11 protein-coding genes and 3 rRNA genes are annotated in these 17,134 nt (G+C 40.7%); 10 read left to right on the top strand and 4 right to left on the bottom strand.

Translation table 11 applies throughout. The annotated features are described in order from the left end of the window. The first annotated feature begins 36 nt into the window (after nucleotides 1-36). From PSA_RS17085 to PSA_RS17075, 3 genes are all read left to right on the top strand, one after another. Entirely contained in the window at nucleotides 37-381 is a 345-nt protein-coding gene (locus PSA_RS17085; protein WP_052380281.1) for a hypothetical protein, read from the top strand. Beyond that, the gene (locus PSA_RS17080) at nucleotides 360-2,315 is read left to right on the top strand and encodes an RHS repeat-associated core domain-containing protein (RefSeq protein WP_042153342.1); all 1,956 of its coding nucleotides are present in this window, start codon (nucleotides 360-362) and stop codon (nucleotides 2,313-2,315) included. Before PSA_RS17085 ends, PSA_RS17080 begins: the two co-directional genes overlap by 22 nt. 174 nt (nucleotides 2,316-2,489) lie before the next feature. After that, nucleotides 2,490-2,891 (top strand): hypothetical protein, encoded by a 402-nt coding sequence (locus PSA_RS17075; protein ID WP_042153339.1) that lies wholly within the window; start codon nucleotides 2,490-2,492, stop codon nucleotides 2,889-2,891. Between the two features lie 79 nt (nucleotides 2,892-2,970). Here the strand turns inward: PSA_RS17075 and ltrA are convergent, their stop codons facing one another. After that, complete coding sequence (gene ltrA, locus PSA_RS17070) at nucleotides 2,971-4,326, bottom strand: group II intron reverse transcriptase/maturase (protein ID WP_059364969.1); 1,356 nt, start codon at nucleotides 4,324-4,326, stop codon at nucleotides 2,971-2,973. Nucleotides 4,327-4,970: 644 nt separating this feature from the next. Here ltrA and PSA_RS17065 point away from each other — a divergent pair. After that, on the top strand, nucleotides 4,971-5,306 hold the full coding sequence (locus PSA_RS17065) for a hypothetical protein (RefSeq protein WP_042153319.1): 336 nt from the start codon (nucleotides 4,971-4,973) through the stop codon (nucleotides 5,304-5,306). Nucleotides 5,307-5,758: 452 nt separating this feature from the next. Here PSA_RS17065 and PSA_RS17060 read toward each other — a convergent pair whose 3' ends face one another. After that, a complete protein-coding gene (locus PSA_RS17060) occupies nucleotides 5,759-6,979 on the bottom strand; it encodes a site-specific integrase (RefSeq protein ID WP_052380280.1) in 1,221 nt (406 codons plus the stop codon). 182 nt (nucleotides 6,980-7,161) lie between these two features. Then, on the bottom strand, nucleotides 7,162-8,022 hold the full coding sequence (locus tag PSA_RS17055) for a YicC/YloC family endoribonuclease (RefSeq protein WP_042153316.1): 861 nt from the start codon (nucleotides 8,020-8,022) through the stop codon (nucleotides 7,162-7,164). A 194-nt stretch (nucleotides 8,023-8,216) separates the two neighbouring features. Between PSA_RS17055 and rph the strand changes: the two genes are divergently transcribed. The 6 genes from rph (at nucleotide 8,217) to rrf (ending at nucleotide 15,654) form a co-directional block, all read left to right on the top strand. Then, a complete protein-coding gene (rph, locus tag PSA_RS17050) occupies nucleotides 8,217-8,930 on the top strand; it encodes a ribonuclease PH (protein WP_042153314.1) in 714 nt (237 codons plus the stop codon). A gap of 32 nt (nucleotides 8,931-8,962) precedes the next feature. Next, the gene (gene pyrE, locus PSA_RS17045; RefSeq protein ID WP_042153311.1) at nucleotides 8,963-9,607 is read left to right on the top strand and encodes an orotate phosphoribosyltransferase; all 645 of its coding nucleotides are present in this window, start codon (nucleotides 8,963-8,965) and stop codon (nucleotides 9,605-9,607) included. A 63-nt stretch (nucleotides 9,608-9,670) separates the two neighbouring features. Beyond that, nucleotides 9,671-10,054 (top strand): diacylglycerol kinase, encoded by a 384-nt coding sequence (locus tag PSA_RS17040; RefSeq protein WP_042153308.1) that lies wholly within the window; start codon nucleotides 9,671-9,673, stop codon nucleotides 10,052-10,054. Nucleotides 10,055-10,635: 581 nt separating this feature from the next. Beyond that, nucleotides 10,636-12,178 (top strand): 16S ribosomal RNA (locus PSA_RS17035). A 340-nt stretch (nucleotides 12,179-12,518) separates the two neighbouring features. Continuing rightward, nucleotides 12,519-15,407 (top strand): 23S ribosomal RNA (locus PSA_RS17030). A 132-nt stretch (nucleotides 15,408-15,539) separates the two neighbouring features. Continuing rightward, nucleotides 15,540-15,654 (top strand): 5S ribosomal RNA (gene rrf, locus PSA_RS17025). Together the 16S, 23S and 5S rRNA genes form the textbook arrangement of a ribosomal RNA operon. Nucleotides 15,655-15,790: 136 nt before the next feature. Here the strand turns inward: rrf and PSA_RS24715 are convergent. Then, a protein-coding gene (locus tag PSA_RS24715) for an IS630 family transposase (protein ID WP_127924266.1) occupies nucleotides 15,791-16,757 on the bottom strand; the annotation gives its coding sequence in 2 pieces (ribosomal slippage) (nucleotides 15,791-16,363 and nucleotides 16,365-16,757; 966 coding nt in all). Nucleotides 16,758-17,134 lie beyond the last annotated feature (377 nt).

Genomic DNA, 17,134 nt, shown 5'->3' with positions numbered 1-17,134 from the left:
TCCAAAGGAATATCTCCCGACTTTGCATTTGCAAAGTTGAGCGCCGAAAATCAGCAAGAACTATCAGTTTTAGTTGAAGACAAAGTAGCTAAAGCTTTGATACTTGCTGTTTTACCTAGTGGAATAAGATCTCGAATAAATATAGAAGTCATAGGTTCTGCATCTGCCTTATCACGGCAATTAGCTTCTAATTACATTCGTCAGAAACAAGATAATATAATGGTCGTTTTTGATGGTGATCAGAAGGCGAAGGAAAGTAAAAACTTATCACATGCTTATACTATGACAGAATCAACAAATGATGCTGACGATATAAAAGCATGGATGAAAAGTAGGGTTGAATATTTGCCAAGTGAGACATGGCCACTACAGGTGAAGTAACAAAATGGAGCTACTCACATAAGGATAAAAGTTATACTAGTTCAAAATCGATTGCAAAAAATAAGGATGGCTACGCAGTAGCAACTGATACTGGTCGCCAGTACCAGTACGACTACAACGGTAATTTATCTGTTTTTTCTGGATTTTCTACAATAGTTAATAAATATATTGGCGGTAAAATTGCTTCCTCGATTAGTCATAATGGAAAGCATAAAATAGGTGAATCGTATAATTACGATTCTAGAGGTGAGTTGAAAGAGAAAGTAATTGAAAAAACAAAAGTAGTGTACGAACGTGATGACAATTCAAGGTTGCGAAGTAAAAAAATATTTTATGAAGATCAGCTTATTAGCGATATCTCACTTGAGTATTCGGAGGATGGACTGCATTCAATTAGTGGAGCAATAGAAAAAATTGAGTATCACGATAAAAATGTTATTAAAGCAATAACTTATATTAACGGTGCGACATTAAATACATCATATCTTAACTATCCGAAAGCATATGTCGACGAGATGACATTTAAATCAGGTAATAATCAAACTCTGTATAGTTCAAAATACACATACAACAATGTAAAACATCTTAGTAGCAAAGCAATATTTAGGCCCTTATTTAAGAGTAAAATTGGTAGCGAAGAATTAACAAAGTATGAATACGAGTATCACGAAACAAACAGCTCGGTAAGGCTTGAGTCCACAGAAAGAAACGGTAGAAGAATAGATCATAAATTCTCCAAGTTTGAACGCGATAAGTTTGGTAATGTCACAAAAATAGGTGCAAAGAGATTAACTTGGAATAAAGGGACTCTCAGTAAAATTGGTCGTATTAATCTGTACTTTGACCAAGGTAATCAGCTCAAGTCAGTATATGATTCGAATAGACGTATTTTCCAAAAGATTGATGATGATACGTTACAGTATAAATCCAGATATATTACTAAGGTGGTTTCCGACAATAAATTGTTGGGTGTTTATATAGATAGAAAATTTTATCCTGTAATTACAGATCATCTGGGTAGTATCATTGGAATGTATTCTGAGAGCCATGAAGAATTACTTTGGTACCGGGAATACGACGAGTGGGGAAATAAACGAGTTTGGAACAATCGCAAGTTTTCAAACTCCAAAGCATTGGAGAATACGGTCCTATGGGGATACGCGGGATTGATCTCTATTCCTGAGATAAAAAAATTATACTTTGCCGAACACAGGATATATTCACCTAAAATTGGCGAGTGGTTGAGTCCTGATCCTTTAGTCACTTGGAGTCCTGATAGCATTATCAAGCAACCGGGAAACTGGAATCCTTTTGAATACGCAATGGGAAACCCAGTCAACTTCGTTGATACAAGTGGGTATAGTTCAATGCATTCGCAATTTGTCGGCTACATGACGGCAGGAATAGGGGATATCGCACATGTTGTTCATTACCACGGCATGAGTGCGATAAATTTCGCCCGTGGAATTGCGAACTCAACATTTACCGGAGGTGGTTTACGCCCTTCAGCCAACCTTGGGATAATGAAAATGTCAGGACGTTTTGGAGCTGATAGTTACAGAGGTGCTGAAGCCTTCATTGAAGGTCAATTTAAAGGTGGGCATTCAAGCTATATAGGTCAATTCGGTTATTCAAATGGAGGTATAAGAGCCTTAGGCAGAATAGAGCCACGATTTGGAAGTTCCGCCGGAGGATTGACATTTGGCACAAGCAACAGTCTGCGTTTCAAAACCGAAATTATGGGCTTCGGTCTTCAATATAATACAGATTTATCAGGCCGTTTAGACCTAAAGGTAATGGGATTTAGAGGGGGGGATTTAGGTGTCTATTTCAATCTTCATTTAACCGATTCAAGTTTACAGTTCTTTAACCAAGCAACCTCCTATCAAGATTGGGCTTTTCGAACTTTGCCATATGGAGGGCAGTCATTCTAGTGATATTATTCATTTTGATGCGTCTCGATGAATGTGTAATACCCCCTAAAAAAACACATAACAAAAACCTGCATAGGACGTTTTGCTCCGTGGCTCAATTGTACGCTCACCGTAGCACAATCGCACCACTTCACAAAACGCCTCTGAGGTTGGCGTTAGTTGCCAAGGAAGATTATGCGTTCGATTCTAACTTTTTTACTCTTCATCATTTGTTTCCCTGCATTGGCATGCAGACCAGCGCCTTTTGATTTTGAAAAGGAAGTAGCTGAGGCTGACGTTGTTGCAATTGCTTATGTTACAGGTATCTTTGCCGCAGAAGCAGAGGCTGGTTTGCTAAATGATAATGAAGAAAACGAATTAATTGAATTTCGCATTTCTGTACCAGTTCAAAAAAGTGTTAGATTAATTACAGAGCGATCGCTAAAAGGGGTTGCTAATAAAATTTACCAATCCAGTGCAAGTTGTTCATTTTCTGGGGGCTTAATGGAAAGGGTCGTTCTTTTCAAAAAAGGTTCCAATGTCTGGGTTAGAGAATGGGATGACAATGTAATTAAAGCAATCGAAAATTTAGAGTAATTGGCAACTAATCGGGTAGCCGGAGGTCTCTAACCTCCAGCCCCCACACCACCCATCATGCGGGTCCGCAATGGGCGGTTCATCTCCCGTAATGAATCTTTATCCAAACATCTCTTAATGATACGAGTCCTTGTTTAGCCAAAAAATCATTGTTGAACGCTATATTGATCCCTTTGGTTTTTGAGCTTCTACAAGGTCCCTTACTTGTGATACCACATGAAATAGCTAAATATTCACTCACTCCTAGTTTAATTAAACTTCTCACTTTTGTTCGTGGCTTTCGCCATTGCCGCCAATAACACATGCGTAACCTACGCCTGATCCAAGCATCAAGATCAACCGCGAGTTGATAAACATTGGCTATCAAAAAGTAATAACCCCAACCACGTAAGAATTGAGTGAGTTTATGAATTTGTAGTTTCATTGAAATACCCCAATTACGATTGGTGAGCTTTCTGACTTTTGCTTTAAATAGTTTTAAAGCAGAGTCATGGAGCTGCACCTGACCATAACGGAAGGTAAAACCTAGAAATTTAGAGCCAGACACAGGTCCCACTCGACTTTTAGATTCATTTATAACCAATTTCAAACGCTTGGTTATGTAATTACTGATATCACTTTTGACTTGTTTACCTTGGCTTTTGGTTTTCACCAAAATGATAATATCATCGGCATAACGCGCAAACTTGAGTTGCTTATAGGCTAGCTTTTTGTCCAATTCATCTAATAAAATATTAGACAATAATGGTGATAAAGGACCGCCTTGCGGCACACCTTTATCTGATGGGAACCAAAGACCTGTTTCTATTTCTGCGATCCCTGCACGTAAGTATTTACCGAGTAATCGCATTAGTGCTTTATCTTTGATTTTACGACCAATGCGGTTCATTAGCATGTCATGATTTACTTCATCAAAAAACTTCGATAAATCAATATCAACCGCAGTCTTAAAGCCTTGTTTAACACAAGATTGAACATGACTTACTGCCTGACTTGCTCTTTTACCTGGCCGATACCCATAACTATGAGATGAAAATAGTGGTTCAAAGTACGGAGTAATTACTTGAGAAATGGCTTGTTGGATCATTCTGTCGATAACAGAGGGGATCCCAAGCAATCGCTCACCACCATCCGATTTGGGAATACGTACCCGTTTAACCAGAAGAGGTTGGTAAGTTTCATCGAGGATCTTAGATTTAATCCCTTGCCAGTGTTGCACAGCAAACTCGTTAAATTCCTCGATCTTCATATTATCAATACCCGCTGCACCTTTATTGGTTTTCACATGTTGCCATGCAGTGCCAATATTTTGGTCGCTGAGTATCTGTATCATTAATGTTGATTGGTTCTGGTTAGATTCATTTAAGGTATTATTCACAGTCGAACGCTGAGAGTCACTATCACAACACGGTGATCTTTGTGGTTTCAAGTTCAATTATGGTATCTCCTAAAGTTAAGATGTTCAGGCCTTCACCATGTCTCATCTATTAAGATGAGCATTTGGCTAATATGCCGTCTGCTGACTTCTGATTAATCACTTATAAGATCTCTCTTACAAGCGCGATTGATTTATTATCTTTATTCGCTCAATCAATTCGATAACTAAACTGATTGCCAAGGCTTGATCGACCAGTTGCCTCACTGGTTGCTTTATCAATTGCATGTTAAACAGATCTCCCCGGATAATTGCATTCACTTTCTCTGCACTGCTGCATCATTTACGGTGGCCGTTAGATCACTTGGCTTCGTTGTCTTGTGCCAACTCGCCTCCAGCCTACGCCTCATATGATGTTTTTGTTCATCAACTCGCAGATTTGCTAGCGGCTTCCTCCAGACTATCTCTCACGATTTAGCCCTTGCCATTCGCTAGTAGTTAGCGTTAAATAACATAAAGTTAGTTATTAAACGGTGATCTTCCTACAGAGGACTTTCACCTCATTAGTAAATGCCCATGCCGGGCGTACACAAGTTACATCAACGGAAAAATTACTGTTCACGCATTTTGCAAAGAAACGCAAAATTCGCGCCCAACAATTTTCCGCTGTGTAAGGCGTTAAGTTGCAGAAGTAAGGTTCAGAAATGTCTGAGACAACAATGGAAAATAAGCAAAATTATTTTATAAAACTGTTATCAGGTGGCTTTAGGTTGGTTGATGTTTTTTGGGCTGGTTATTTCATCGTAGGTACTATCTTAGCTCTAGTTGTTTCGAAGCTACAAAATGAACAATCTATCATAGTCGGAGATTGTTTAAATTCAATTTACCTTATTATTATAAGTGTGGCAGTGTGGAATTCTTCAACTCAGTTTATTGGTAAAAAATACTGGGCAATACTTGCCAAAGTATTCGCGGTATTGGCTACACTAAGTAGCTTAATGGGTCTTGCTGTATGGGTTTATCACTTAATGAAAGACTAGAGTGTCTGCAGCTTAACCATCACTTCAAATTTGATTCCGCGAATTGTCATATTTTTTGCAAAATACCAAAAAATTCGCCAATATAGCTCCACAATTTAAGCGGGGCGTTAGCCATATAAGAGACTATGGCTTAAATAGCTCCATATCCTAGTCTATTTTAGAATCAACTGAATGACCGCAATGTCGGAATAGCAGACCTTTACATAGCTCAAAGATTACGTGTAATTTGTCAGTTTATATAAAGTTGTATTTTTGAATTTGTAAGCTCAAACGCAGACTAATCCAATAATATGGTAACCAGGGGTTACCATATTTCCTGATTTTATCCTTGATAGAACCGTTCTAAAATGCGTTTAATTACTGCATAGTTAAACATTGAAACGCTGAATAATATACTCAGTGGTGGGTAACTATCACAAAGCTTATATTCATAGACTGTTTCAACTATTCTCTTATCCCTTAAACGTTTCATTTTTACGTTCAAACTTAGATGGTAGACATTCACAAAAAGCGTTAGATAGTTTTTCTAATGCTTTTCGTTTTTCAGGTAAAAATGAATATTTATTATAAATATGCTGCATTTTTGGTAATTTATGATTTAAAAAAATCTCAGCCACTTGATCAGAGATGCCAATTTTAGCTAACAAAGTTCGTGTGGTTCGGCGGATATCATGAGGTGAGACTTTAAAGGGTAACGATAGCTTTTTAAATGCATGATTTAACGTATCATGATAAACATGGGGTATTGCACTTTTCTTTCTGGCAGGAAATACATACTCATTATCACATGCTCTTACTTTTAGTTCCTTTAGCCAATCAACTGCTTGTGGTGTTAATGGCACTAAAAATTCACGTCTCGGTTTAGTGCGTGTTGCTGGAATCGTCCAGAGTAACTCACTGAAATCAAACTCTTCCCATTTAGCACCTAACAGCTCCATTTTTCGGGTAGCAGTACAAAATAACAGGCAAGTAGCTAAATAGTTATCTCTACTAAATGTAGGTCCAATAGATCCTGTAGCTTTAAAAAAAACAGTGATCTCCGATTCTTTTAAATAGCTTTCTTTTGGTCGTTCTTCACCGCCAGCATCCATGGCGGTAAAAGATAATGCCAAATTGTGTCGAATGAGATCTAATTTCACGGCATGCTTAAAAAGTGCTTTTAGCAGATATAAAGATTTGTTAGCAATTGAGGGGCGGGGTGCTTGTGTACGAGTCCCTTTTTTGATCTTTTGTAATATATCTGAAATTTCTAATCCATTAATTTCATTGATAGGGCGGTTACCTAAAGGTCTTTTGAGATTTATTTCATAAAGACGTTTTAATCGGTCCGCATGAGAATATCGAGACTCGATAATGGTATCAAAGTAATGTTCGAACACTGCATTTAAAGTATTGCGAGTTTTAAACTGTGCTTTACGTTTTTCCATTGCAGGGTCAATATCATTGGCAAGCTGGTGGCGAAGTGTTAATGCTTTATTTCTTGCTTCTTTTAGCGATAAGGTTGGGTAAGGGCCTATTGTAACTACTGCTCGTCTACCATTTATTTGATAACGAAATTTAAAGCTTGCATGGCCGGCTTTAGACAATGAAAAAAATAGACCTTTTTCATCGGCTATTCCTCGTACTGGGACAGCCTTTATGATGATAGATTTTAATAAAGATTCGGTTAACATTTATATCCTCCAAATTTGTAGGGTTATTTGGACGACATTGGTGACCCGAGTCATCGAACTACCACTCGTGCTACCACTTTTTGCAGTTTTCATCCTAAATGAATTGAATAAATCAGGATGTTAAAAACACAAAAGCCCAGCATTACTGGGCTTTAGCGGATGATTATGGACTGTAATGGATATTATTCAATATTTTGGATCTGCTCACGCATTTGCTCAATCAGTACTTTTAGTTCAACAGCTGCATTTGTTATGTCACTGTTGATAGATTTTGAGGCTAGAGTGTTTGCTTCACGGTTAAATTCTTGCATCATGAAATCTAAACGACGGCCACAAGCGCCACCTTTTTTAAGGATTTTACGTGTTTCTTTAACATGAGATTTTAAACGATCAAGTTCTTCAGCAACATCTTGTTTTTGGGCTAAGTAAATTAGTTCTTGCTCAAGTCGGTTGTTGTCGATTTCGGCATTTAGCTCATCTAATCTTAGTTGTAGTCTGTCACGTTGCCATTGTTTTACTGTCGGCATATGATTTTCTACAATATCAACTTGCTCTAAGATTGCTGTTAGACGGGTTGCTATCATTTCTTCTAGGTTTGCACCTTCAGCAGCTCTGGCATCTTTAAAATCATTTAATGTCATTGAAAAAGCAGATAGCATTTCAGCTTGTGCAGCATTCATATCAACTTCTTCAGCTTCCATTACGCCAGGCCAGCGTAAAATATCTACAGGATTAATATCGCCCTGACTTTGGTTTTGAACCCATTTTGCACTATTTACTAATTGCTCAGCGAGTTTTTCGTTTATTGATAATTGGCCCACATTGGCAGGGTTTGCTGTGAATTTAAGAAAAACTTCAACTTTACCACGCTGTAATTCTTTTCTTAGGCGCTCTCTTATTACTGGTTCCATTCCGCGAAACTGTTCAGGTGTGCGGATAAATGTTTCAAGATATCTTTGGTTTACTGAGCGAATTTCCCAAACACCTGTACCCCAATCGCCTTTTACTTCTTGGCGAGCGTATGCCGTCATACTATAGATCATGGATATGATTTCCTAAATTGAGAGCTGTTACTATATTAAGTAAGTAAATTGCGTCTATTATAGCTAGTTAAATATTATTTACAGCTATTTAACTGATTAAAGGTTAATGAACATCATAGTTTGTGATGTCCTTCATTGATAATTACTCGCAACCTTTTATAATAGGCAAAATTTTGAATGAGAGAAGAGTGATAATGCGCCCAAGTGAAAGAACAAGCAACCAAATCCGTCCAGTAACTTTTACCCGTGATTATACGATGCATGCTGAAGGTTCAGTATTAGTAGAGTTTGGTAATACTAAGGTTTTGTGTACTGCAACAGTTGAATCGGGCGTACCTCGCTTTATGAAAGGCCAAGGTAAAGGTTGGGTAACAGCTGAATATTCTATGTTACCACGTGCTACACATACACGTTGTGGTCGTGAAGCAGCGCGTGGAAAGCAAGGCGGTCGTACGATGGAAATCCAACGTTTGATCGCACGTTCACTTCGTGCTGCTATAGATTTAAGTGCATTAGGCGAAAATACAATTACAATTGATTGTGATGTTATTCAAGCGGATGGTGGCACTCGAACAGCTTCTATCAGTGGTGCATGTGTAGCATTAGTAGATGCACTTACACATATGCGTAATAAAGGTATGATTAACTCTAACCCACTTAAATATATGATTGCTGCAATTTCAGTTGGCATATATAAAGGTGAGGCAATTTCAGATCTAGAATACATTGAAGATTCTGTTGCTGAAACTGATATGAATGTCGTAATGACTGAAACTGGTAAATTAATTGAAGTACAAGGTACTGCTGAAGGCGAACCTTTCTCTTTTGAAGAGTTAGATACTTTAACTGGTTTAGCAAAGAATTCGATTCTTGAAATTATTGATGCTCAAAAGAAAGCTTTAGCTTAATCCCTCACTGAATTTATATAAGGTTTATATTAATGAAAGATTATCAAAAAGAATTTATTGAATTTGCTCTTGAAAAGCAGGTTTTAAAATTTGGTGAGTTTACTTTAAAATCAGGTCGTACTAGCCCGTATTTCTTTAATGCTGGTTTATTTAATACTGGTCGTGATCTTGCGCGTTTAGGTCGTTTTTATGCTGCAGCATTAGCTGATGCTAAAATTCCATACGATGTTTTATTTGGCCCAGCTTATAAAGGCATTCCAATTGCAACAACGACAGCGGTTGCATTAGCTGATCATTATGATATCGATATGCCATATTGTTTTAATCGTAAAGAGAAGAAAACACATGGTGAAGGCGGTTCTTTAGTAGGCTCTGAATTAAAGGGTCGTATCATGTTAGTAGATGATGTGATCACAGCAGGTACGGCTATTCGTGAATCAATGGAAATCATTTTAGCTAATGGTGCTTCTTTATCTGGTGTTCTTATCGCTTTAGACCGTCAAGAAAAGGGTAAAGCTGAGCTTTCTGCAATCCAAGAAGTTGAACGTGACTTTGGTACTAAAGTTATCTCAATTGTTAAACTTGCTGACTTAATCACATATCTAGAAGATAAAGGTGATATGGCTGAACATTTAGATACAGTCAAAGCTTACCGTGATAAATATGGTGTTGCGTAATAAAGTTATTTATACAAACCCGCGAAAGCGGGTTTTTTTATAACTAAAGTAAAGTGATGATTTATGGAAGATACAAATAAACCAAATGGTTCTGGAATTAAAAGAGTGTTTAAAGCGAGTTATTGTTCTTATCTAGGATTAAAAGCTGCATTTAAGGAAGAATCTGCATTTAGACAAGAATTGTTATTAGCTTGTTTGATGCTGCCAGTTTCATTTCTCTTAGCTGAATCGCCAATACATTGGGCTATGTTAATAGGTGTTTTACTGTTAGTGTTGATAGTTGAGTTACTGAACTCTGCAATTGAAGCCTTAACAGATAGAGTGAGTACAGAACATCATGTTTTATCTGGTAGAGCAAAAGATATGGGCTCAGCTGCAGTGACTTTATCATTATTAATAGTTGCAGTAACTTGGGGCACCGCTATCTATGCTAAATTTATAAGTTGATAGCAATAAATAGTTTAGTTATGCACAGGGTTTTGTGAATAAGGTGATATTAACTTGTGCCTATTTAAGTATAAAAATTTAATTCAAATAACTTAATAAAAACACTTGCGCAGAATTTAAAAATGTCTATACTGCGCCTCCACCGACACAGACGGCAAGCAACAGACTTTAAGGTAAGAGACTAAAGGGATGTAGCGATATCGAATGATGTTGGATTGAGATTTATCTCAAAAAATTTTGAATCAGATTTAAAGTTAAATATTAATTTTAAATTAACCATTGACTCAAAAATTTTAAGGTGTATTATGCACCTCCGCTTAGAAGCACAGCTTCAAAGCAATGTTCTTTAACAATAAGTAATCATCTGTGTGGGCACTCTTGCAGATTGAGTTCTAAAGTCACTTTTCGAAGTGACACAAAATTAGAGTCTCATTAAAATCTGTTCACTTAATCCTTTTAGGAAAGAGCGAGTGACTACACAGTCATATGCGACGTTAAGTTTAACTTTGTTAAATTTAATATCAAAAACAGAATTCATTGAGCTGTCTCATCTATTTTATAGACAAAGACAAAAAACTTTTTAATTGAAGAGTTTGATCATGGCTCAGATTGAACGCTGGCGGCAGGCCTAACACATGCAAGTCGAGCGGTAACAGAGATAGCTTGCTATCTGCTGACGAGCGGCGGACGGGTGAGTAATGCTTGGGAATATGCCTTTAGGTGGGGGACAACAGTTGGAAACGACTGCTAATACCGCATGATGTCTACGGACCAAAGTGGGGGACCTTCGGGCCTCACGCCTAAAGATTAGCCCAAGTGGGATTAGCTAGTTGGTTGAGGTAAAGGCTCACCAAGGCAACGATCCCTAGCTGGTTTGAGAGGATGATCAGCCACACTGGAACTGAGACACGGTCCAGACTCCTACGGGAGGCAGCAGTGGGGAATATTGCACAATGGGCGCAAGCCTGATGCAGCCATGCCGCGTGTGTGAAGAAGGCCCTAGGGTTGTAAAGCACTTTCAGCGAGGAGGAAAGGTTATAGTTTAATAGACTATAGCTGTGACGTTACTCGCAGAAGAAGCACCGGCTAACTTCGTGCCAGCAGCCGCGGTAATACGAGGGGTGCAAGCGTTAATCGGAATTACTGGGCGTAAAGCGTACGCAGGCGGTTTGTTAAGCGAGATGTGAAAGCCCCGGGCTCAACCTGGGAACTGCATTTCGAACTGGCAGACTAGAGTATGATAGAGGGTGGTAGAATTTCAGGTGTAGCGGTGAAATGCGTAGAGATCTGAAGGAATACCGATGGCGAAGGCAGCCACCTGGGTCAATACTGACGCTCATGTACGAAAGCGTGGGGAGCAAACGGGATTAGATACCCCGGTAGTCCACGCCGTAAACGATGTCTACTAGGAGCTGGAATCTTCGGATGACTTTTCCAAAGCTAACGCATTAAGTAGACCGCCTGGGGAGTACGGCCGCAAGGTTAAAACTCAAATGAATTGACGGGGGCCCGCACAAGCGGTGGAGCATGTGGTTTAATTCGATGCAACGCGAAGAACCTTACCTACACTTGACATCCAGAGAAGAGACTAGAGATAGACTTGTGCCTTCGGGAACTCTGAGACAGGTGCTGCATGGCTGTCGTCAGCTCGTGTTGTGAGATGTTGGGTTAAGTCCCGCAACGAGCGCAACCCCTATCCTTAGTTGCTAGCAGGTAATGCTGAGAACTCTAGGGAGACTGCCGGTGATAAACCGGAGGAAGGTGGGGACGACGTCAAGTCATCATGGCCCTTACGTGTAGGGCTACACACGTGCTACAATGGCAGGTACAGAGTGCTGCGAGCTCGCGAGGGTAAGCGAATCACTTAAAGCCTGTCGTAGTCCGGATTGGAGTCTGCAACTCGACTCCATGAAGTCGGAATCGCTAGTAATCGCGGATCAGAATGCCGCGGTGAATACGTTCCCGGGCCTTGTACACACCGCCCGTCACACCATGGGAGTGGGTTGCTCCAGAAGTGGCTAGTCTAACTGCTTGCAGAGGACGGTCACCACGGAGTGATTCATGACTGGGGTGAAGTCGTAACAAGGTAGCCCTAGGGGAACCTGGGGCTGGATCACCTCCTTATACGAAAGAACTGGTTTGCATGCCAGTGTCCACACAGATGATTATTAAACACTTTGTTCTTCGGAATGATTTGTTTATGTGCTCTTTAAAAATTTGGAAAGCTGATATAAAAATTCTAATAAATGTTTATTAAACATTTATTAAGAGTTTTCAAAAAGTAAAAGAAACGAATGATAGCCATGTTATATGGTGATGCATTCATGCCAATTTATTGTTTACTTATTTATAAGTAATTAATGATTGGCATCTACTTTAGTATTCAAAACATTAACTTCTGGCGAAGTTAACTGTCACGAAATAATACAGCGCATTGTAGTTGTAAAACTATTTTGGGTTGTATGGTTAAGTGAATAAGCGTACACGGTGGATGCCTTGGCAGTTGGAGGCGATGAAGGACGTATTAACTTGCGATAAGCTAAGTCGAGCTAGTAAAAAGCACTTGAGACTTAGATTTCCGAATGGGGAAACCCACCTATTTATAGGTATCGTTAACTGAATACATAGGTTAACGAGGCGAACGCGGAGAACTGAAACATCTAAGTACCCGTAGGAACAGAAATCAACCGAGATTTCGAAAGTAGCGGCGAGCGAAATCGAAACAGCCCTTAAGCTTTATTGTAGTTAGTAGAATGCTCTGGAAAGTGCAACGATACAAGGTGATAGTCCTGTATACGAAAGCTTATATAAAGTGAAATCGAGTAGGTCGGGACACGTGATATCCTGACTGAATATGGGGGGACCATCCTCCAAGGCTAAATACTCCCAACTGACCGATAGTGAACCAGTACCGTGAGGGAAAGGCGAAAAGAACCCCTGTGAGGGGAGTGAAATAGAACCTGAAACCGTGTACGTACAAGCAGTAGGAGCAAAGCTTTGCTTTGTGACTGCGTACCTTTTGTATAATGGGTCAGCGACTTATATTTTGTAGCGAGGTTAACCGAATAGGGGAGCCGTAGGGAAACCGAGTTTTAACTGGGCGACTAGTTGCAGGGTATAGACCCGAAACCCGGTGATCTAGCCATGGGCAGGTTGAAGGTTGAGTAACATCAACTGGAGGACCGAACCCACTTACGTTGAAAAGTGAGGGGATGACTTGTGGCTAGGAGTGAAAGGCTAATCAAACCGGGAGATAGCTGGTTCTCCCCGAAATCTATTTAGGTAGAGCCTCGGATGAATACTGACGGGGGTAGAGCACTGTTTGGGCTAGGGGGTCATCCCGACTTACCAACCCCATGCAAACTCCGAATACCGTTAAGTAATATCCGGGAGACACACGGCGGGTGCTAACGTCCGTCGTGAAGAGGGAAACAACCCAGAGCGCCATCTAAGGTCCCAAAGTGTATGTTAAGTGGGAAACGATGTGGAAAGGCCCAGACAGCCAGGAGGTTGGCTTAGAAGCAGCCACCCTTTAAAGAAAGCGTAATAGCTCACTGGTCGAGTCGGTCTGCGCGGAAGATGTAACGGGGCTAAACATACCACCGAAGATGCGCCTGCGTACTTTGTATGCGGGGTAGGGGAGCGTTCTGTAAGCCGTTGAAGGTGTACCGGGAGGTATGCTGGAGGTATCAGAAGTGCGAATGCTGACATGAGTAACGATAATGGGGGTGAAAAACCCCCACGCCGGAAGACCAAGGGTTCCTATCCCATGTTAATCAGGGTAGGGTGAGTCGACTCCTAAGGCGAGGCCGAAAGGCGTAGTCGATGGGAAACGGGTTAATATTCCCGTACTTATTATGAATGCGAAGGGGGGACGGAGCAGGCTAAACAAGCATGGCGTTGGTTGTCCATGTGAAAGTGCGTAGGCTGATGACTTAGGTAAATCCGGGTTGTCATTAAGGCTGAGACACGAGACGAGTCACTACGGTGATGAAGTTGTTGGTGCCATACTTCCAGGAAAAGCCTCTAAGCTTCAGTTTATAATGAATCGTACCCCAAACCGACACAGGTGGTCAGGTAGAGAATACTAAGGCGCTTGAGAGAACTCGGGTGAAGGAACTAGGCAAAATTGTACCGTAACTTCGGGAGAAGGTACGCCAACATTAGGTGAAGCGCTTTACGTGTGGAGCTGAAGTTGGTCTCAGAAACTAGGTGGCTGGGACTGTTTATTAAAAACACAGCACTGTGCAAAATCGAAAGATGACGTATACGGTGTGACACCTGCCCGGTGCCGGAAGGTTAATTGATGGGGTTATCTTCGGAGAAGCTCTTGATCGAAGCCCCGGTAAACGGCGGCCGTAACTATAACGGTCCTAAGGTAGCGAAATTCCTTGTCGGGTAAGTTCCGACCTGCACGAATGGTGTAACCATGGCCACGCTGTCTCCACCCGAGACTCAGTGAAATTGAAATCGCAGTGAAGATGCTGTGTACCCGCGGCTAGACGGAAAGACCCCGTGAACCTTTACTACAGCTTGGCACTGAACATTGAACCTACATGTGTAGGATAGGTGGGAGACTTTGAAGTAGCGTCGCTAGATGTTATGGAGTCAACCTTGAAATACCACCCTTGTAGTTTTGATGTTCTAACGTAGGTCCCTAAGCGGGATTGCGGACAGTGCCTGGTGGGTAGTTTGACTGGGGCGGTCTCCTCCCAAAGAGTAACGGAGGAGCACGAAGGTTTGCTAAGTACGGTCGGACATCGTACGGTTAGTGTAATGGTAGAAGCAAGCTTAACTGCGAGACAGACACGTCGAGCAGGTACGAAAGTAGGTCATAGTGATCCGGTGGTTCTGAATGGAAGGGCCATCGCTCAACGGATAAAAGGTACTCCGGGGATAACAGGCTGATACCGCCCAAGAGTTCATATCGACGGCGGTGTTTGGCACCTCGATGTCGGCTCATCACATCCTGGGGCTGAAGTCGGTCCCAAGGGTATGGCTGTTCGCCATTTAAAGTGGTACGCGAGCTGGGTTTAGAACGTCGTGAGACAGTTCGGTCCCTATCTGCCGTGGGCGTTTGAGAATTGAGAGGGGTTGCTCCTAGTACGAGAGGACCGGAGTGAACGAACCGCTGGTGTTCGGGTTGTCATGCCAATGGCATTGCCCGGTAGCTACGTTCGGAACTGATAAGCGCTGAAAGCATCTAAGCGCGAAGCAGGCCTCGAGATGATTTCTCACTAGTGCTATAAGCACTCTGAAGGGCCGTTGGAGACTACAACGTTGATAGGCAAGGTGTGTAAGGGTTGTGAGGCCTTGAGCTAACTTGTACTAATTACCCGTGAGGCTTAACCATACAACGCCAAAGTGGTTTTGTGTGTGATAGAAACAAGCAAGAAGTTAGTGTTAACTAAAGTAGAATACTTTTACGAATATCAGCGAACCGAATTTATTAAAGAACAAAACAAAGCATAATCAACAGATTTTGCTTGGTGACAATAGCGTTTTGGACCCACCTGATCCCATGCCGAACTCAGAAGTGAAACGAAACAGCGCCGATGATAGTGTGGGGTTTCCCATGTGAAAGTAGGACATCGCCAGGCCCCTAATTAAAGAAAGCCGATACAGAAATGTATCGGCTTTTTTGCTTTTTATAATTTAAAAATATTGTGTTAGCTGGCATCGCCAGGCTTACCCTCATAATTTCAGTAAAAAGCCTAATACCAATTTCATTAAGTATTAAGTCACTTTAATCCACTCTCTTGAACACATTTTTCGAACCCTATCAGGGTTTGAAATGAATGTGTTCCATGCTTTTGATACTTGCTCTACTATATCTTGGTATCCCGTAAATATTCTGTTTGATAGGCAATGCTGACGGATCCAACTCCAGATCTGTTCTATAGGGTTTAATTCTGGTGAGTATGGCGGTAATTTTATTAACGTGACATTGTTAAAGGGCTGAACTGTATCGAAAGTATGCCAACCAGCGCCATCCATGATCACAACAGCGTGCCTCCCATACTCAGTTGCTTTAGATATTTGCTCCATATGTAATGTCATGACTTCTTTATTAACACAGGGGGTTACTAAGGCTTCCGTCTTTCCATTGTGAGGACATACTGCACCGAATAAGTATCCATATTCAAACTGTTGTTGTTTTACGGCTCTTGGCCTAGAGCCTCGCTCAGCCCAAACTCTTGTTGTTTGATTTTGCTGGCCAAATCGTGCCTCATCTTGAAACCATATATCCATATTTTCTGGCATCACATTAAAGGGGGTGTGAAGGATCGTTGACATACTGAACTTTTTTAAAAGCTTCTTGAGCTTCTTTTGATTGCTTAGGGTGTTTGGAGCGTGTTGTGATCCAGCTTAATTCAAGGCTATGTAATAAGCGGTATACACTGCCAAGTTGATAATTAACATTAAAATTATTGCTAATATAGGTTTGAATATCAGCAGCAATTAATCGTCCACCGTCACTGGACTTTGCATGCTGTAACACAAACGTTTTAACGTCTGCTTGCTGTTTTTCTGTCAGGTTAGCTGGACGACCTGAAATAGGTTTGTTGTCTAATCCCGCTAAGCCACTGTCTAAATAACTTGATACCCATTTATTGACACTACTTCTAGCTGTACTTAGTCGACGAGCAATATTAGCGCGATTTTCACCTTCAAAAAAGAGTGACACTGCAAGTAAGCGCATACGCTTTCTCGCGTTTGATTCTTTTCTCGATAGGGTGAGAAGTTGTTTTGATTTTTCTAAATTCAAGGCTGTTTTTAATGGTTATGGAAACAGCCTATATTAGATCAGAAATTTAATTGAATTGGTATAACTCATTGAGTTGGGATTTTTGCGTTTTAGAGTCTAATATTATTCAGTCTAAAGATGCCAATACATCAGGCTCCACTCTCATAATCATAAGAAAGCCGATACAGATATGTATCGGCTTTTTTGCTTTTTATAATTTAAAAATATTGTGTTAGCTGGCATCGCCAGGCTTACCCTCATAATTTCAGTAAAAATCCCAACTCATTGAGTTGGGATTTTTGCGTTTTAGAGTCTAATATTATTCAGTCTAA

The sequence above is a fragment of the Pseudoalteromonas sp. '520P1 No. 423' genome, from assembly GCF_001269985.1.
Lineage (GTDB): Bacteria > Pseudomonadota > Gammaproteobacteria > Enterobacterales > Alteromonadaceae > Pseudoalteromonas.
The sequence above is the reverse complement of the archived record's forward strand: the minus strand, read 5'-3'. Positions and strand labels throughout refer to the sequence as shown.